Origin of the sequence: Streptomyces longispororuber (assembly GCF_024448165.1) — a bacterium.
In the GTDB taxonomy this organism is placed as follows: Bacteria; Actinomycetota; Actinomycetes; order Streptomycetales; family Streptomycetaceae; genus Streptomyces; species Streptomyces longispororuber_A.
On sequence record NZ_JAMOLN010000015.1, the window covers coordinates 20107 to 36617 of the forward strand.

Annotated in this window: 16 protein-coding genes; 4 read left to right on the top strand and 12 right to left on the bottom strand. The window is 72.7% G+C overall.

The annotated features are described in order from the left end of the window. Positions 1 to 136 precede the first annotated feature (136 nt). Positions 137 to 814: a hypothetical protein gene (locus M4J07_RS06555; protein WP_255968278.1), complete on the top strand. Its 678-nt coding sequence runs from the start codon at positions 137 to 139 to the stop codon at positions 812 to 814. Here the strand turns inward: M4J07_RS06555 and M4J07_RS06560 are convergent. The 4 genes from M4J07_RS06560 to rpe form a co-directional block, all read right to left on the bottom strand. Further along, positions 807 to 1172, bottom strand: a complete 366-nt coding sequence (locus M4J07_RS06560) for a barstar family protein (RefSeq protein WP_255968280.1) — start codon at positions 1170 to 1172, stop codon at positions 807 to 809. The two genes, M4J07_RS06555 and M4J07_RS06560, sit on opposite strands and share 8 nt — an antisense overlap. After that, the gene (locus M4J07_RS06565) at positions 1169 to 1555 is read right to left on the bottom strand and encodes a ribonuclease domain-containing protein (protein ID WP_255968282.1); all 387 of its coding nucleotides are present in this window, start codon (positions 1553 to 1555) and stop codon (positions 1169 to 1171) included. Before M4J07_RS06565 ends, M4J07_RS06560 begins: the two co-directional genes overlap by 4 nt. A 109-nt stretch (positions 1556 to 1664) precedes the next feature. Continuing rightward, a complete protein-coding gene (locus M4J07_RS06570; protein ID WP_255968412.1) occupies positions 1665 to 2645 on the bottom strand; it encodes a sugar-binding transcriptional regulator in 981 nt (326 codons plus the stop codon). A 157-nt stretch (positions 2646 to 2802) separates the two neighbouring features. After that, complete coding sequence (gene rpe / locus M4J07_RS06575; RefSeq protein WP_255968284.1) at positions 2803 to 3489, bottom strand: ribulose-phosphate 3-epimerase; 687 nt, start codon at positions 3487 to 3489, stop codon at positions 2803 to 2805. 149 nt (positions 3490 to 3638) lie between these two features. Here rpe and M4J07_RS06580 point away from each other — a divergent pair, with 149 nt between their 5' ends. Next, positions 3639 to 5792, top strand: a complete 2154-nt coding sequence (locus M4J07_RS06580) for an MMPL family transporter (RefSeq protein ID WP_255968286.1) — start codon at positions 3639 to 3641, stop codon at positions 5790 to 5792. Here M4J07_RS06580 and M4J07_RS06585 read toward each other — a convergent pair. Together M4J07_RS06585 and fmt are read right to left on the bottom strand one after the other, a co-directional pair. Continuing rightward, positions 5766 to 7214, bottom strand: coding sequence for an RsmB/NOP family class I SAM-dependent RNA methyltransferase (locus M4J07_RS06585; protein ID WP_255968289.1), 1449 nt, complete (start codon positions 7212 to 7214; stop codon positions 5766 to 5768). The genes M4J07_RS06580 and M4J07_RS06585 overlap by 27 nt on opposite strands. A 118-nt stretch (positions 7215 to 7332) precedes the next feature. Beyond that, positions 7333 to 8262 (bottom strand): methionyl-tRNA formyltransferase, encoded by a 930-nt coding sequence (gene fmt / locus M4J07_RS06590; RefSeq protein WP_255968291.1) that lies wholly within the window; start codon positions 8260 to 8262, stop codon positions 7333 to 7335. A gap of 291 nt (positions 8263 to 8553) precedes the next feature. Between fmt and M4J07_RS06595 the strand changes: the two genes are divergently transcribed. Beyond that, on the top strand, positions 8554 to 9096 hold the full coding sequence (locus M4J07_RS06595) for a hypothetical protein (RefSeq protein WP_255968294.1): 543 nt from the start codon (positions 8554 to 8556) through the stop codon (positions 9094 to 9096). A 172-nt stretch (positions 9097 to 9268) separates the two neighbouring features. Here M4J07_RS06595 and M4J07_RS06600 read toward each other — a convergent pair whose 3' ends face one another. After that, complete coding sequence (locus M4J07_RS06600) at positions 9269 to 11416, bottom strand: primosomal protein N' (RefSeq protein WP_255968296.1); 2148 nt, start codon at positions 11414 to 11416, stop codon at positions 9269 to 9271. Between the two features lie 289 nt (positions 11417 to 11705). Between M4J07_RS06600 and M4J07_RS48210 the strand changes: the two genes are divergently transcribed. Continuing rightward, positions 11706 to 12206: a helix-turn-helix domain-containing protein gene (locus M4J07_RS48210; RefSeq protein WP_308284733.1), complete on the top strand. Its 501-nt coding sequence runs from the start codon at positions 11706 to 11708 to the stop codon at positions 12204 to 12206. Here M4J07_RS48210 and metK read toward each other — a convergent pair. The 5 genes from metK to M4J07_RS06630 form a co-directional block, all read right to left on the bottom strand. Continuing rightward, positions 12119 to 13327: a methionine adenosyltransferase gene (gene metK / locus M4J07_RS06610; RefSeq protein ID WP_255968298.1), complete on the bottom strand. Its 1209-nt coding sequence runs from the start codon at positions 13325 to 13327 to the stop codon at positions 12119 to 12121. The genes M4J07_RS48210 and metK overlap by 88 nt on opposite strands. Before the next feature lie 289 nt (positions 13328 to 13616). Further along, a complete protein-coding gene (gene coaBC, locus M4J07_RS06615) occupies positions 13617 to 14825 on the bottom strand; it encodes a bifunctional phosphopantothenoylcysteine decarboxylase/phosphopantothenate--cysteine ligase CoaBC (RefSeq protein WP_255968301.1) in 1209 nt (402 codons plus the stop codon). A gap of 117 nt (positions 14826 to 14942) precedes the next feature. Continuing rightward, positions 14943 to 15215, bottom strand: coding sequence for a DNA-directed RNA polymerase subunit omega (gene rpoZ, locus M4J07_RS06620; RefSeq protein WP_005319902.1), 273 nt, complete (start codon positions 15213 to 15215; stop codon positions 14943 to 14945). 53 nt (positions 15216 to 15268) lie between these two features. Then, on the bottom strand, positions 15269 to 15826 hold the full coding sequence (gene gmk / locus M4J07_RS06625; protein ID WP_255968321.1) for a guanylate kinase: 558 nt from the start codon (positions 15824 to 15826) through the stop codon (positions 15269 to 15271). A gap of 61 nt (positions 15827 to 15887) precedes the next feature. Further along, on the bottom strand, positions 15888 to 16211 hold the full coding sequence (locus tag M4J07_RS06630; protein ID WP_026246651.1) for an integration host factor: 324 nt from the start codon (positions 16209 to 16211) through the stop codon (positions 15888 to 15890). Between the last annotated feature and the right edge of the window lie 300 nt (positions 16212 to 16511).

Consider the following 16511-nt stretch of genomic DNA (forward strand, 5'->3'; position numbering starts at 1 on the left):
TCTCCGGGCCGAACGTCCCAAGGTCACGGGACCCTCCTTGGAGGATCGCCCAAGCCTTGCCGGTCCGCCGTCCGGGGCCTACGTTCCGCGCACCATGCGAACCGCGCACCATTCGAACCCGGGACGGGGGTCCACCATGTCCGACCGTATGCCGAGCCGCGTGGCCGACTGCGAGCGCCGCCTGACCGAGCTGCGCAGCGAGACGGAGTCGCTCCTCAAGGAACTCGAAGATCTCCGGCACGCCGCCGAAGCGGCCCCGACCCCGTCGGAGGCCGAGACCCGCGCCAACGGCCAGGCGATCCTGGCGGGCTCGTACAACTTCGCGACGGCCGTGACCTATCTGGCCGGCGACCAGGCCGACCCCGCCACGCTGCAGCTGCACGGCCAGCGGCGCGGCCTGCACGCCGTCGGGCTGCAGAAGGCGGGCGTGTACGGGTACAGCCCGAACCAGACCGGTGTGCACGGGGACTCGGCGAACGGGCCGGGCGTCCGGGCGACCAGCGAGGGCTCGACCGCCCTGGAGGCGCTGAGCACCCGGGGCATCGGCGCCGCCGTCTCCGGCAACGGGACGGGTCTGGTGGCCGACAACGCGAGCCCCGAGGGGGGCGTCGCCGTGGTCGCGCTGGGCCAGGCGAAGGGGATCGGCCTCTACGCCTCCGGCGAGCGGGCCGCCGTGCAGCTCGCCCGTGCGCCCTACGCAGGGTCGCCCAAGGCGGACTACCACGACGTGGGGGAAATCGTGCTGGATTCCAAGGCCGACCTCTATCTGTGCCGCAAGGCCGGCACACCGGGCAGCTGGGCCAAGCTCAACTGAGGCCGAGGACCACGGTGAGGGCGGCGTCGTCACCGCGGCGCCGCTCGACCGCCTCGGCGAACACCTCGCGGGCCGTCTCCCAGTCACCGGGGCGCCGCTCGGCGAACTCCTGCCATCCGGTCACCACGAGCACCAGTCCGTGCGCCGCCTTCGGCCCGACGCCCGGATCGCCCAGGGAGTCGGCGAGGGCGTCCCAGTTCCGTCCGAACCAGTCCGGCAGCTCCAGGACCCGGGCGCAGCGGTCCATGAGGGCGGCCTTGTCCTCGGCGCCGCCCAGGTCCAGGACCCGCACGGCCCAGCCCGCCGCGACGAGGGCCTGGCCGGGCGATGGGGTGGGGGACGGGGTGGGGCCGGTCATCTCAGCACCGCCTTGAACGACTCGTAGTGGTCATCGGTGTAGTACGTCTCCCCACCGCGCCCGACGACGATGCGCCGGGCCCCGCGGTCGCGCTCCCCCGGGGTCCGCACGGTGTACTCGCGGTAGTACCCGCGCTTCTCCTTCGGCAGCTCCCCCTCGAAGTTCCCGAAGACGCTGCCGTCCTTCTCGTACGGGAAGGGGCCGCCCGCGTCGATGAGCGCGAGGGTCTGCCGCGCCTCGGCGGGCAGCTCCGACTCGCGCACGGTGGCCATGCCCGCCGCGCTCTCGTCGCCGGACGAACACCCACCGACGAGAAGCCCCAGACAGCCGAGCAGCAGCCCGACCAGAAGGAGCGGAACCCGGGAACGCAGCCGCACGACCATGCTCAGATGCTGCCACGCTCAAGCCCGGTCGGCCCGATCGATCAAGCCTCTCCGGCGATTGAGGAGCGGGGCCCGGGGCAGAGCCCCGAGACGTCACCCCCGGCGCGGCTCACTCATCAGGATCGGCCCGCTGCAAGGCGGGCCGAGGAGCAGCCCCGGCGGTCAGCAGAAAATCAGCCGCGGCCGTGTCGGTGACGAGACTGGTCACCAGCCCCGACCGCAACACCGCGTCAATGGCGGCAGCCTTCCGCTGCCCACCCGCGATCGCCACGACCTCAGGTATCCGCCGCAGCCGGTCGGCCTCGACCGTGATGCACCGCTCCCCCAGGTCCCGCCCGACCCGACGCCCCTGCGTGTCGAAGAGGTGCGCGGACATCTCCGCGGCGACCCCCAGCGAGGCGTAGTGCGCCCGCTCCTCGTCGCTCAGCATGTCGTGCACGGTCGAGATGCCCGGCTCCCACGAGCCGATGGACACGCACGCGACGGTGACCTTGTCGAAGTACTCGAAGGCGCGGGCGATCCCGGTCTGGTTGCGCAGCGCCGCCGCCGTCGCCGCGTCGGGCAGCAGCATCGGCGCGTAGATCGGGTGGGCGTCACCGCCGGAGACCTGCGCGGCACGCCGCACGGCCTCCACGGATCCGCGCTCCGCGGTCCCGGCGTCGTACACGCCGGTCAGCTGCACGACGGTGCACGGCGGCAGCCGGTCGAGGGCCGCGGCCATGTGGATGGTGGAGCGCCCCCAGGCGAGCCCGAGGACGTCGCCCTCGGTCACCAGTTCGCCGAGCAGATCCGCGGCGACCTCGCCGAGGTTCTCGGGATCGGGCGACTCCTCCGCCTCGGCGGGCGACTCGACGACCACTGCGTGCCGCAGGCCGTAGCGGGCGCGCAGCGCGTCGGAGCGCTCGGCGTCCAGCTCGGCCGGGACCCGGATCTCGATGCGTACGAGATCCCGCTCGAGAGCGGTCTCCAGGACCCTGGCCACCTTGAAGCGGCTCACGCCGAACTCCTCGGCGATCTGGATCTTGGACTTGCCCTCGAGGTAGAAGCGGCGGGCCATGGCCGCCGCCTGCACCAGCTCCGCGGGTCCCATCCGCAGGGCTGCCCGTCCCGCCGATGATGCGGACACGGCGATCTCCTCACTGCTCTTCTGCACGACTCACTGCGTTCACAACCTGGATACGCCGTTCATCCTTGCAGATCCGAAGGGCTTGATCAGCCCTGAAGGACGGCGTTCACGTATCCGTGGCTCAGTGGTCGCACGCCCAGGAGGCGGATGCCGTCGCGCCCGCCGCTTGGGTGCGCAGTGCACGTACCGCTTCTGCCGGGTCGTTCGCCCCGTATACCGCCGATCCGGCGACGAAGACGTCCGCTCCGGCCTCGGCGCAGCGCTCGATCGTCGACGCGGAGACGCCGCCGTCGACCTGGAGCCACAGTTCCAGACCGTGCTTCGAGATCAGCTCCCGGGTGCGACGGATCTTCGGCAGCATGATGTCCAGGAACGCCTGCCCCCCGAAGCCGGGTTCAACCGTCATGATCAGCAGCATGTCGAGCTCGGGGAGGAGATCCTCGTACGGCTCGATGGGCGTCGCCGGCTTGAGGGCCATGGAGGCGCGGGCGCCCTTGGCGCGGATCTCTCGGGCCAGCCGGACGGGACCGGCGGCGGCCTCCGCGTGGAAGGTGACGGACCCGGCCCCCGCTTCGACGTACTGCGGCGCCCAGCGATCGGGGTCCTCGATCATCAGATGGCAGTCCAGCGGGGTGTCCGTCGCCCGCGCCAGGGACTCTACGACCGGCACCCCGAGCGTGAGGTTCGGGACGAAGTGGTTGTCCATGACGTCGACATGGAGCCAGTCGGCGCCTTCGACGGCCTTTGCCTCGTCGGCAAGGCGGGCGAAGTCCGCGGACAGGATGCTGGGGTTGATCTGCACGGCCATGACCCAAGCCTGCCATGCCCGGCGCCCGTTGCCCGCCTCGGTCCAGACCAGCACGCGATACCGATGCCGAGCCGTGCCCTTGCGTGCCATGGTGGGCGGCCCGACGGACCGACGGGAATCACACCGCGCACGACGCAGCGGGGGGCGCCATGGCGGACGGACACAGTGACGGCGTACGGAGCACCGGGCCGGACCGGCAGCGCGGGGTCGCCTGGCTCGTGTGCGGGCGGCGCAGCAAGTGGCTGGTGCTGCTGCTGTGGCTGATCGTCATCGTGGGCACCGCGCCGCTCGCCCAGAAGCTCACCGACGCACAGGACAACGACGCACAGTCCTGGCTGCCCGGCTCGGCCGAGTCGACCCAAGTCCTCGACCTGTCCAAGGACTTCAGGCCCGAGACGATCCCGGCCGTCGTGATCTACGCACGGGACGGCGGGCTGACCGTGGCCGACCGGGCCCGGATCGCCGCGGACGTCCGCCAGCTCAAGCAGCTCGGCGACCACGGGCTGCGCGGCACGGAGACCCGCGGACCGGTCTTCGACAAGAAGGCGGGAGCGTCGGCGGCCCAGGTCTACGTGCCGGTGACGATGGACGAGAAGGGCTGGGAACGGATCGCGCCCGCCGTGGACTCCATCCGCGACCGGACCGGGAAATCAGTCGACGGGCTGCAGATCCACATCACCGGCCCCGGCGGCACCTCCGCGGACTTCTCCGCGGCCTTCGAGGGCATCGACTCGACGCTGCTGCTCTCGGCCCTGGGCATCGTGATCGTCATCCTGCTGTTCACCTATCGCAGTCCGACGCTGCTCCTGGTGCCGGTGGTGAGCGTGGTGGCGGCGCTGTTCACGGCGCAGGCCCTGATCTACCTCCTGGCCCAGCACGCGGGGCTGACCGTGAACGGGCAGAGCGCGGGCATCCTCACGGTGCTCGTGTTCGGCGCCGGGACGGACTACGCGCTGCTCCTGGTCGCCCGCTACCGGGAGGAGCTGCGCCGGCACGACGACCGGCACGAGGCGATGGCGCTGGCCCTGCACCGGGCGGGCCCGGCCGTGCTCGCGTCCGGCGCGACCGTGGTGCTGAGCATGCTCGTCCTGCTCACGGCCGACATGAACTCGACGCGGGGCCTGGGTCCGGTGGCGGCGATCGGGGTCGCGGTCGGGCTGTCGGCGATGCTCACGCTGTTCCCGGCCCTGCTGGTGATCTTCGGCCGGTGGATCTTCTGGCCGGCGATCCCCCACATGGGCAGCCCCGAGCCCACCGAGCGGGGCGTGTGGGCGCGCATCGGGCGCCGCATCGCCCGCCGGCCGCGCACGGTCTGGGCGGCGACGGCGGTGGCCCTGGCGCTGCTCTCCCTCGGACTGATCCAGCTCAGGGCCGAGGGCATCAGCAACGCCGACTCGTTCACCGACAAGCCGGACTCGATCGTGGGCCAGGAGATCTCCGCGAAGCATTTCCCCGGGGGCACCGGCGACCCGCTCGTCATCGTCGCGAACCGGGCGCAGGGCGAGCGGGTCGGCCGGGCCGTCGCCACCACCGAGGGCGTGGTGCCGCGGAGTATCGGCGTGCCCCCGAACACCCGGCCCGTGCACGACGGCCGGGTCCTCTTCGAGGCGACGACGACCGCACCGTCCGACAGCCAGGCCGCCAAGGACACCGTGGACCGGGTGCGCGACGCGGTGCACGCCGTGCCCGGGGCGGACGCGAAGGTGGGCGGCGGCACGGCGGCGCTGCTCGACATGGACCGGGCGACCGCGCACGACAACAAACTGGTGATCCCGCTGGTCCTGGTGGTCGTCCTGCTGATCCTCGGGCTGCTGCTGCGGGCGCTGGTGGCACCCCTGCTGCTGATCGGGACGGTCGTGCTGTCCTTCGCGGCGGCGCTCGGCGTCAGCGCGCTCGCCTTCCGCCACCTCTTCGACTACGCGGGCGAGTCGACGGACTTCCCGCTCTTCGTCTTCGTGTTCCTGGTGGCGCTCGGCATCGACTACAACATCTTCCTCACGACCCGCATCCGCGAGGAGGCCGCCCGCCAGGGCACCCGCCCCGGCGTCGTCACCGGCCTGGCCGCGACCGGTGCCGTGATCACCTCGGCGGGCCTGGTCCTGGCGGGCACGTTCGCGGCGCTCGGCACCCTGCCGATGGTGGCCTTCGCGGAGATCGGCTTCGCGGTGGCGCTCGGCGTGCTCCTGGACACGTTCGTGGTGCGGTCGGTCCTGGTGACGTCGCTGTTCCTGGACGTGGGGCCCCGCGTGTGGTGGCCCCACTCCCTCGCGAAGACGTCAGACGGTACGCCGGATCAGGGCTAGGTACATCGCGTCGGTCCCGTGCAGATGCGGCCACAGCTGCACGTCGGGACCGTCGCCGAGCGCCGGCACGCCCGCCAACAGGGGCCGCGCGTCGATGAGTTCGGCCCCGTCGAAACCCTTCAGCACGTCGTCGACGACGGCCCGCGTCTCGGCGAGGTGCGGCGAGCACGTGGCGTAGCCGACGACACCGCCGACGCGGACGGACTCAAGTGCCGTGCGCAGCAAGGAGCGTTGCAGCGGACCGAATCCGTCGAGGTCCTCCGGTCGCCGCCGCCACCGGGCCTCGGGGCGCCGCCGCAGGGCGCCGAGCCCGGTGCAGGGCACGTCCATCAGGACCCGGTCGAACGTGCCGGGACCCCACGGCGGCCGCGTCCCGTCCGCGGCGATCACCTGGTAGGGACCCGGGTTCCCGGCGAGCGCCTTCGCCACGAGCCCGGCGCGGTGCGGCTGCTTCTCGGAGGCGAGCAGCGTCGCCCCGCGCTCGGCGGCGAGCCCGGCCAGCATCGCGGCCTTGCCGCCGGGACCCGCGCAGCCGTCCAGCCACTTCTCGTCCCTGCCCTCGACCGGAGCGTTCGCGAGCGCGATGGCGACGAGCTGGCTGCCCTCGTCCTGCACGCCGGCCCGGCCGGACCGCACGACGTCGAACGCGCCCGGCTCGCCGCCCTCCGCCAGCCGCACCGCATACGGCGACCAGCGGCCGGGCAGCCCGGACTCCTCGCCGACCTCGTCGAGCACGGCCTCGGCCGTGGTCCGCCCGGGCCGTGCGACGAGGGTGACCTCGGGCCGCTCGTTGTCGGCCTCCAGCAGGTCCTCGATGCCCGCGCGACCGCCTCCCAGGGAGTCCCACAGCGCCGACACGACCCATCGCGGATGCGAATGCACGACGGCCAGATGGTCCTCGGGGTCGTCGTCGTACGGAGGCGCGACCCGCTCCAGCCAGGCGTCGAGATCGTGCTGGGACACCTTGCGCAGCACGGCGTTGACGAACTTGGCCCGGCCGTCGCCGAGCACGACGCGGGCCAGCTCGACGGAGGCGGAGACGGCGGCGTGCGTCGGGATCCGCGTCCCGAGGAGCTGGTGCACCCCGAGGTTGAGCACGTCCAGGACGGGCGGATCCACCTCGCGCAGCGGCCGGTCGATGCAGGCCGCGACGATCGCGTCGTACGTCCCCTGCCGGCGCAGCGTCCCGTAGACGAGCTCGGTCGCGAGCGCCGCGTCCCGGCCGTCGAAGCCGCCCTTGTCGCGGGCCTTGCGCAGCAGCGGCGGCAGCACGAGGTTCGCGTACGCGTCCCGCTCGTCGACCGCGCGCAGCGCCTCGAAGGCGAGGATGCGCACGGGGTCCTTCTGCGGGCGGCGGTGCGGCTTGCCGGGCTTCCCGGACTTGCGGGGGCCGCGGTTCGACGGGGTCGTCTGGTCGTTCAAAGGTGCTCCGCTGGTGGGATCGTACGGGCGACGCGCAGGGGCGGTACGCCGGGGTGAACCCTCCCAGCGTACGTCCCGGCCGTCCGGCGGACCCCCGAGGGGGCACCGGGCCGACGGGTCAGCCCAGGCGCTCCCCGGAGGCGATCCGCACCCCGCGCGCCCAGTCGGCGGCGGCCATCGGCTTCTTGCCCTGGGCCTGCACCCAGAGCAGCTCGACGGCGTACGAGCCGGTGCCGACGTACAGGTTCTTCTTGCCGACGGCGAGCTCGCCCGGGGCCAGATCGGTGCGGTCGGGGACCGGCACGGCGGAGCGCACCTTGAGCCGCTCGCCGCGGAACTCGGTCCACGCGCCGGGCGCCGGGGTGCAGCCGCGCACCACCCGGTCGACCCGGAGCGCGGGCGCGGCCCAGTCGATCCTGGCGTCCTCCACGGTGATCTTCGGGGCGAGGGAGATCCCGTCGCCGGGCTGCGGCACCGCCTTCAGGGAGCCGTCCTCGATGCCGTCCATGGTGGCGACGAGCAGCCCCGCGCCCGCGAACGCGAGCCGGGTCAGCAGGTCGCCGCTGGTGTCGGTGGACCGGACCGCCTCGGTCACCGTGCCGTACACCGGCCCGGAGTCGAGCCCCTCCTCGATGAGAAAGGTGGACGCGCCCGTGATCTCGTCCCCGGCCATGACCGCGTGCTGCACGGGCGCCGCCCCACGCCAGGCGGGCAGCAGCGAGAAGTGCAGATTGACCCAGCCGCGGGCCGGCACGTCGAGGGCGACGCGCGGCAGCAGCGCGCCGTACGCGACGACCGGGCAGCAGTCCGGGCCGATCTCGCGCAGCCGGGCGAGGAACTCCTCGTCCCGCGGCTTGGCGGGCTTGAGCACCTCGATGCCGGCCTCCTCGGCCCGCTCGGCGACCGGGCTCGCGACCATGCGGCGGCCGCGTCCGGCGGGGGCGTCGGGCCGGGTGACGACCGCGGCGACCTCGTGCCGGTCGGAGGCGATCAGGGCGTCCAGAGCGGGAACGGCGACCTCGGGGGTGCCGGCGAAGACGAGCTTCATCGGTGGCTAACGGCCTCTCGGGGCAGGGTCAAGGGCAGCGCACCAGTCTATGGGGGTTCCGCGCCGCGCACCCAGTCACGTCCGGCTCGGCGGGGGTGGGGGCGCGCGCCGCGACGTGCGCCCCGCGCATATGCGGATACGCCCGAACAGCGTGACCCCTCACCGTATGGCGCGTTGGTCAAGAAAGAGTTGACCAACCCACGGGCCGCAATCGCTCAGTCGTCATCACATCCGGTCGCCTGACGCGGGCGCGGTCCCATCCTTTACATCGCCGGTTCGAGAGGCTTGTTCATGGCCGACCACGCAACCCACGACGCCCAGGCACGGGCCAGCCTGCACCTCCTGGTGCGGGACATCGAGCGGGTCCGGCGGCAGGTGGACGCGCTGCGCACCCTCACCGCGCAGCTCGGGAACGTCTACCGCCCGCGCCGCTCCGGCCCCTCCGCGGGGTTCGTCGTCTACGGAAGGGCCCCCGCCCCCACCGTCCGTCTCGCCCAGGAGCTGCGCGACAGCGTCGAGACCCTGGTGACCGCCGCCGTGGACTTCGACCGTTCGCTGGGCTTCTCGTGGGACGCGGTGGGCTCCGCGCTCGGAGTCACCAAGCAGGCGGTGCACCGCCGTTACGGAGCCCGCAGGGCCGCCACCCAGGCGGCCGCCGACGCCGAGCGCGCCACGGAGACACCGGCGCCCGCGCGTCCCGCCCTGCCGATGGGCGCGGGTCCGCTGCCGTCGGTCCCCGCCGCCCGTTCCATGCCGACCCAGCCGACCGCGGGCAGCCCCGTGCTGCGCGAAGAGGCCCGTCCGGGCGCCTTCCCCGGTCCGCGCAACGGCTGAGTCCGACCCGCCCACTGCCTCCCCGCACTCAGGCGCGGGGAGGCAGTGGTGTGTGCGGAGCCACACTCAGGCACGGGGCGGCGATGGTGTGTGCACGGGGTCGTCCGGCATCGGAAGTGCGGTGTGCACGCGCCCGGTTGACGCCCTGGCGTCAGATCGCCTTGACGTCCGGTCACCCGATGTCGAGCGGATCCACCCGCACCCGCACCGGCTCGGTGCCGCCCCGCGCCATCCGGGCGGCCTGCGCCTGCTTCAGGGCGCGGGCGAGGGCCGCGCCGCTGCCGGGCGGCACCCGGACCAGGACGCGCTCCCAGTGCTCACCGGGCGGCGGCGCCCCCGGCCTGCGGGCGCCGCCGGGCCCCGCGTCGGGCACCGGGACGGGGCCCAGCACCTCGGCGTCCGGGGGCAGTTCGACCACCCGGAGGAAGTCGGCGAGCGCGTCCGGGACGCCGGCCACCGCCGCCATCCGCGACACCGGCGGGAACCCCAGCTCGGCCCGGTCGGCCAGCTCCCGGACGGCGTGGCCCACCGGGTCCCACCGGACCAGGGCCTGCACGGGGCGCAGCGTCGGCTCGGCGACGACGACCACGGTGCCGCCCGCCTCCTGAGGCCGGACCAGCGCGGCCGCGCCGATCCACCGCCGCAGCGCGTCCTCGCCCGCCCGCAGGTCGGGCCGCCCGAGCATCGCCCAGCCGTCGAGCAGCAGCGCGGCGGCGTACCCCCCTTCGGCGACGGGCTCGGCGCCCGGCGTGCTCACGACGAGCGCGGGCGCCCCTGACACGGTGTCGAGCACCTGCTCGCGTCCCGACGTGCGCACCGGCACGGCGGGAAACGCCCGCCCCAGCTCCTCGGCGGTCCGCCGCGCCCCGACGACCTGCGCCCGCAGCCGGGTGCCTCCGCACGCGGCGCAGTGCCAGTGCGCCTCCTCGCGCCCGCACCAGCCGCAGGCCAGCGTCCCGGTCGACTCCCGCGCCTCCAGCGGTCCCGCGCAGTGCCGGCACCGGGCTGGCTCGCGGCACTGCTGGCAGGCGAGCCTCGGCACATAACCCCTGCGGGGCACCTGCACGAGGACAGGACCGTCCCGCAGCGCCGTCCGCGCGACCTCCCACGCGAGGCTGGGCAGCCGGGCGGCGCGCGCGGCCTCGTCCCGTGCGACGTCCAGGTCGCCCACGGTCCTGACGAGCGGAGCGGTGCGCCGCACCACCTCGCGGGGCGCGGCGACGGCGGCGGCCCAGCCGCTGCGCACCAGCTGCGCCGCTTCCACGGTGCAGCTCCAACTCCCCAGCAGGAAGGCGCACTTGTCCCGGGAGGCGCGCAGCTCCAGCACTTCCCGCACATGCGGGAAGGGGGCGTGGTCGTCGCTGTGGTGGGAGTCGCCGTCGTCCCACACCACGACGAGGCCCACATCGCGTACGGGCGCGAACATGGCGGCCCGCGTCCCCACCACGGCCCGGACGGCCCCCCGCCGCACGGCGAGCCACTCCGAGTACCGGCGCTGCTGCCCCGCGTCGGCGGTCAGCAGGGCGTGCTGCCCCGGCCCCAGCACGTCCCCCAACGCCTGGTCGACCCGCGCGGCGAGCCGCACCGTCGGCACGACGACCAGGGCTCCCCGCCCCGACGCGAGCGTCGCCTGCACGGCCCGCGCGATCTCCTCGGCCCACTCGGGCCCGGGCAGCGCGGTCCACACGGCCCGCGGCGCCCCGCCCGAGGCGAGCGAGGCGAGCAGGTCGGCGCCCCGCTCGTACCGCCGCCACGAACCGGGATCGGGCGCGACGGGCCGTGGCGGCGGCGCCGGGAACTCGCGCGCCTCGGCCTTCGCGTGCCGCGGCGGAATCGCCAGCTGCAGCACGTCGGCCAGGCTCCCCGCATACCGGTCGGCGACGGCCCGCGTCAGCCCGAGCACCTCCGGGTCGAGCACCGGCTCCGGCGACAGCACCTGCGCCAGGGCGGCGAGCGGCCCCTGGTACTCGGCCTCGGCCACCCGCTCGACCAGGAACCCGTCGATCAGGCCGCCGCCCTCGCGCCGCCCGTCCCGCACGTTCCTCGACCCGGCCCCGAACCGCACCCGCACCCGCACCCCCGGCTGGGCCACGGCATCCAGCTCCTGGGGCACCGCGTACTCGAAGTACCGGTCCAGATGCAGCACGCCCTTGTCCACGAGCACTCGCGCGACCGGCAACTCCTCGGCCAGCGCGGCCCCCCGCCACGTCCGCGGCTTGGCCTTCGGCGCCTTGGCCCTGCGCACGCTCTCCCGAATCAACGCCAACTGCTCCGGCTCGCCTCCGGCAGGCTCGTCGGGGGTGTCGTTCTCGCTGCTCACGCCTGCATTCCTACCAGAGGGGGCTGACATCGGGCCGGGTCAGGACCGTCAGGCGGGCGGCCCCACCACTCGGCCTCCGTTGCCGCAACAGCGCCCGACCGGCCAATTCCGCCCGTGATCCAGACGCGACGCCGGGCACGACCGCCGCGTCCGGCTCGATCCAGGTATCTCAACTGGAAACGGGAAACACCGGTCGTGCCCTTGCTCGTGTCATCGCCGGGAGCCGACGCTGGCTGCCGACGACAGCCACTCCGGGGCGAGTCACCGGTGTCGGGCATGAGGGGGGAACATGCTGGGAGGGGCACCGCCGTTCGGCGCCGAACTGCGCCGCTTACGCATGGCCGCGGGACTGACGTTGGCGGAGTTCGCTGCCGCAGTCCACTACAGCAAGGGCCAGATCAGCAAGGTCGAGACGGGCCGCAAGCGAGCGTCGGCCGAGTTCGCCCGGCTCTGCGACGCGGCTCTCGACGCGGCTCTCGACGCGGACGGCACACTGATCGGGCTCGTGCCCTCCGCACCGCCCCCGGCGCACCGCCCGGCAGAACCCGGCTCTCCGAAGACCCCCGACCACGCTCCGTCGACCTGGTCCACGCCGACCCGGCGCGAACGGCTCTGCGGCAACCGGCAGGCCCGAGGACCTGTGACAACGCGAAGGCCCGGCCCTCCCGAAGGAGAGCCGGGCCCGGCAGTGGTCGGAGGGGACTACAGCCCCGCGGCCTTGCGCAGCGCGTCCACGCGGTCCGTCTTCTCCCAGGTGAAGTCGGGCAGCGCGCGCCCGAAGTGGCCGTAGGCGGCCGTCTGGGAGTAGATCGGGCGGAGCAGGTCGAGGTCTCGGATGATCGCGGCCGGACGGAGGTCGAAGACCTCGGTGATCGCGGCCTCGATCTTGTCCGTGTCGACCGTCGCCGTGCCGAAGGTCTCGACGAACAGACCGACCGGCTCGGCCTTGCCGATCGCGTACGCGACCTGGACCTCGCAGCGGGCGGCGAGGCCGGCGGCGACGACGTTCTTGGCGACCCAGCGCATCGCGTACGCGGCGGAGCGGTCGACCTTCGACGGGTCCTTGCCGGAGAAGGCGCCGCCGCCGTGGCGGGCGTAGCCGCCGTACGTGTCGATGATGATCTTGCGGCCGGTGAGGCCGGCGTCGCCCATCGGGCCGCCGATCTCGAAGCGGCCGGTGGGGTTGACCAGGAGGCGGTAGCCCTCGGTCTCCAGCTTGATGCCGTCGTCCAGGAGCGCCTTGAGCTCGGGCTCGACCACGAATTCGCGGATGTCGGGCGCGAGGAGCGAGTCCAGGTCGATGTCCGACGCGTGCTGCGAGGAGACGACGACCGTGTCGAGGCGGACGGCCTTGTCGCCGTCGTACTCGATGGTGACCTGGGTCTTACCGTCCGGGCGGAGGTAGGGGATCGTGCCGTTCTTGCGGACCTCGGACAGGCGGCGCGACAGGCGGTGCGCGAGGTGGATCGGGAGCGGCATGAGCTCCGGCGTCTCGTCGCACGCGTAGCCGAACATCAGGCCCTGGTCGCCCGCGCCCTGCTTGTCGAGCTCGTCGTCGTCGCCCTCGACGCGCTTCTCGTACGCCGTGTCGACGCCCTGCGCGATGTCCGGGGACTGCGAGCCGATGGAGACGGAGACGCCGCAGGACGCGCCGTCGAAGCCCTTCTTCGACGAGTCGTAGCCGATCTCGAGGATCTTCTCGCGCACGAGCTGCGCGATCGGCGCGTACGCCTTGGTGGTGACCTCGCCGGCCACGTGCACGAGGCCCGTGGTGATCAGCGTCTCGACGGCCACGCGGGACGTGGGGTCCTCACGCAGCAGTGCGTCGAGAATGGTGTCGCTGATCTGGTCAGCGATCTTGTCGGGGTGACCCTCGGTCACGGACTCCGAGGTGAACAGGCGACGGGACACAACGCTCCCTGTGGTTGCAGCGGCTGCTGGCTGATCATTGAAGGACGGGCCGGGGGCTGCGCCTGGCACCGTCCGGGAACAGTTTATCGGTCGTGCTCGGCCGCCGGACCACGCGTCTCGCCACTTGGGAGCGCTGTGACCTGCGACACCGCATTCTCCGATACGACGATCGGTCTTCGGAAGGGTGCGGGGCGCCCGAAATTCCCGCGTTTCCGGGGGTTCGAGGCACCCGAAGGGGCGAACGTGGAATTCCGGTCCCTCTGGGGTGCGAGCCACGTTCGCGAATTCTTTACCGGGCCGGCAGGCGGCGCACGACCTCGTCCCAGATCTGGTCGGCGAGCGCTTCCTTCGGGCCGTACGGGACGGGGGTCTCGGTGCCGTCGGCGCCCAGGATCACGGCTTCGTTCTCCTCGGAGCCGAAGGTCTTGCGCTCCCCGACCTCGTTGACGACGAGCAGGTCGCAGCCCTTGCGGGCGAGCTTGGCGCGGCCGTTGGCGAGGACGTCGTCGGTCTCGGCGGCGAAGCCGACGACCAGCTGACCGGGGCGGGGCCGGTCGCCGGAGATCTCGGCGAGGATGTCCGGGTTGCGGACCAGCGCGATCGGCGCCGGGTTCTCGCCGTCCTTCTTCTTGATCTTGCCGGTGGCGTAGGTCTCCGGGCGGAAGTCCGCCACGGCCGCGGCCATCACGACCGCGTCGGCGTCGGCGGCCGCCTTGAGGACGGCCTCCCGCAGCTGCACGGCGGTGCCCACGTGGACGACGTCGACGCCGGCCGGGTCGGGCAGCGCCGCGTTCGCCGACAGCAGCGTGACGCGGGCGCCGCGGGCGGCGGCCGTCCGGGCCAGCGCGTAGCCCTGCTTGCCGGAGGAGCGGTTGCCGAGGAAGCGGACCGGGTCCAGGGGTTCGCGGGTGCCGCCGGCGCTGATGACGACGTGCTGCCCGGCGAGGTCCTGCGGTGCGGCGCCGCGGGCCAGGACGCGGCGTACGTACTCGAAGATCTCGGCCGGGTCGGGGAAGCGGCCCTTGCCGGTGTCCACGCCGGTCAGCCGGCCGACGGCCGGCTCGATGACGCGGGCGCCGCGGCGGCGCAGCGTGGCGACGTTCTCCTGGGTCGCCGGGTGCTCCCACATCTCGGTGTGCATGGCGGGGGCGAAGACGACCGGACAGCGGGCGGTGAGCAGGGTGTTCGTCAGGAGGTCGTCGGCCAGGCCGTGGGCGGCCTTGGCGAGCATGTCGGCGGTGGCCGGGGCGACGATCACGAGGTCCGCGTGCTGGCCGATCCGGACGTGCGGGACTTCGTGGACGGAGTCCCAGACCTCGGTGGAGACGGGGTTGCCGGAGAGCGCGGACCAGGTCGCGGCGCCGACGAAGTGCAGCGCCGATTCGGTGGGCACGACGCGCACGTCGTGGCCGGACTCCGTCAGCCGACGCAGCAGTTCGCACGCCTTGTAGGCGGCGATCCCACCACTGACTCCCAGAACGACCTTCGGCTTGGACACCGGCTCTCCCCTGAATCCGCTGCGTACGAGGAAACGTACGACTCCATGACACACCACAGGCCCGGCAGTCGCGCTGCCGGGCCTGGGATGACGTGAAAACTGTCGAGACGACGTGCGTTACTGCGCCGGGCCCTCGATGGCCTCGGACGTCAGCAGACCCGCGTTGATCTCACGAAGGGCGATCGAGAGCGGCTTCTCGTGGACGTGCGTGTCCACCAGCGGGCCGACGTACTCGAGCAGGCCCTCACCGAGCTGCGAGTAGTACGCGTTGATCTGACGCGCGCGCTTGGCGGCGTAGATGACCAGGCTGTACTTCGAGTCGGTTGCTTCGAGGAGCTCATCAATCGGCGGGTTGATGATGCCCTCGGGCGCGGTAATGGAAGAGGACACTCTCTGCCTTCCGATGGGGGCCGGAACCGGAGGGGTTCCGACTGGGGTAAAGATCAAAGAACTTTCATCAAGGCTAGCAGCTCACGCGCTACGCCCTCGACGGAGGTATTGACAAGGGTCGTGTCGAACTCCGCCTCGGCGGCCAGCTCCACCTTCGCGGCCTCGAGCCTGCGCTCGATGACCTCAGGCGCCTCGGTGCCGCGCCCGGTGAGCCGACGGACCAGCTCGTCCCAGCTCGGCGGTGCGAGGAAGACCAGCTGCGCCTCGGGCATCGACTCGCGGACCAGGCGAGCGCCCTGGAGATCGATCTCGAGGAGGACCGGCTCGCCCGCTTCCAGGCGGTCGAGCACGGCGCGCCGTGGCGTGCCGTAGCGGTTGCCCGCGAACTCGGCCCACTCAAGGAGCTCGCCGTTGGCGATCAGCTTGTCCATCTCCTCGTCGGTGACGAAGAAGTACTGGACTCCGTGCTTCTCGCCCGGGCGCGGCTTGCGGGTCGTCGCCGACACCGAGAGCCAGACCTCGGGGTGTTCCTTGCGCATATGAGCGACGACCGTGCTCTTGCCGACTCCAGAGGGGCCGGAGAGCACGGTCAGCCGCGGACGTTCACTCATGCAGCGATTATTCCAGTTGTTCCGGAGTGCCGGGACCAGCCCTGGGGCCGGTGACCGTCACTCAGGCGCCGGTGCTGCCGAACTCGCGCTCCAGGGAGGCGATCTGGTTGGAACCGAGACCGCGCACCCGGCGGGATTCGGAGATCCCGAGGCGCTCCATGATCTGCTTGGCGCGGACCTTGCCCACGCCCGGCAGGGACTCGAGGAGGGCGGAGACCTTCATCTTTCCGATGACGTCGTTCTCCTGGCCCTGCTTGATGACCTCGTGAAGGGAGGCGCCGGAGTGCTTGAGTCGATTCTTGACCTCGGCCCGCTCCCGGCGAGCCGCGGCGGCCTTTTCGAGCGCGGCTGCGCGCTGTTCAGGGGTAAGGGGCGGAAGAGCCACGCCTACGTCACCTCGGATGTCGAACTGTCGGATACGGACCGGTGAGGAACCTAGTCGCCCCACACCTGGGGAGCAACGTGCAATGCGCTTGCCCGTTCGCTCTCGTCGGAGACTAGCGGCCAAGGCCGTCCGAGTCAGCGAGAACAGCGGAAAAGTCCTGGTCAGCCTCCATCGAGTCCGACATTTAGGGCAAAACGGCGGTGAAATCGGTCAGGATTCGTACGCGAAGCCCAAGGTCGGCACGGAGTGCCACCACGCGGAAGGCGTCGAACGGCCTTCCGCGGGTGCTCCGGCAGACCT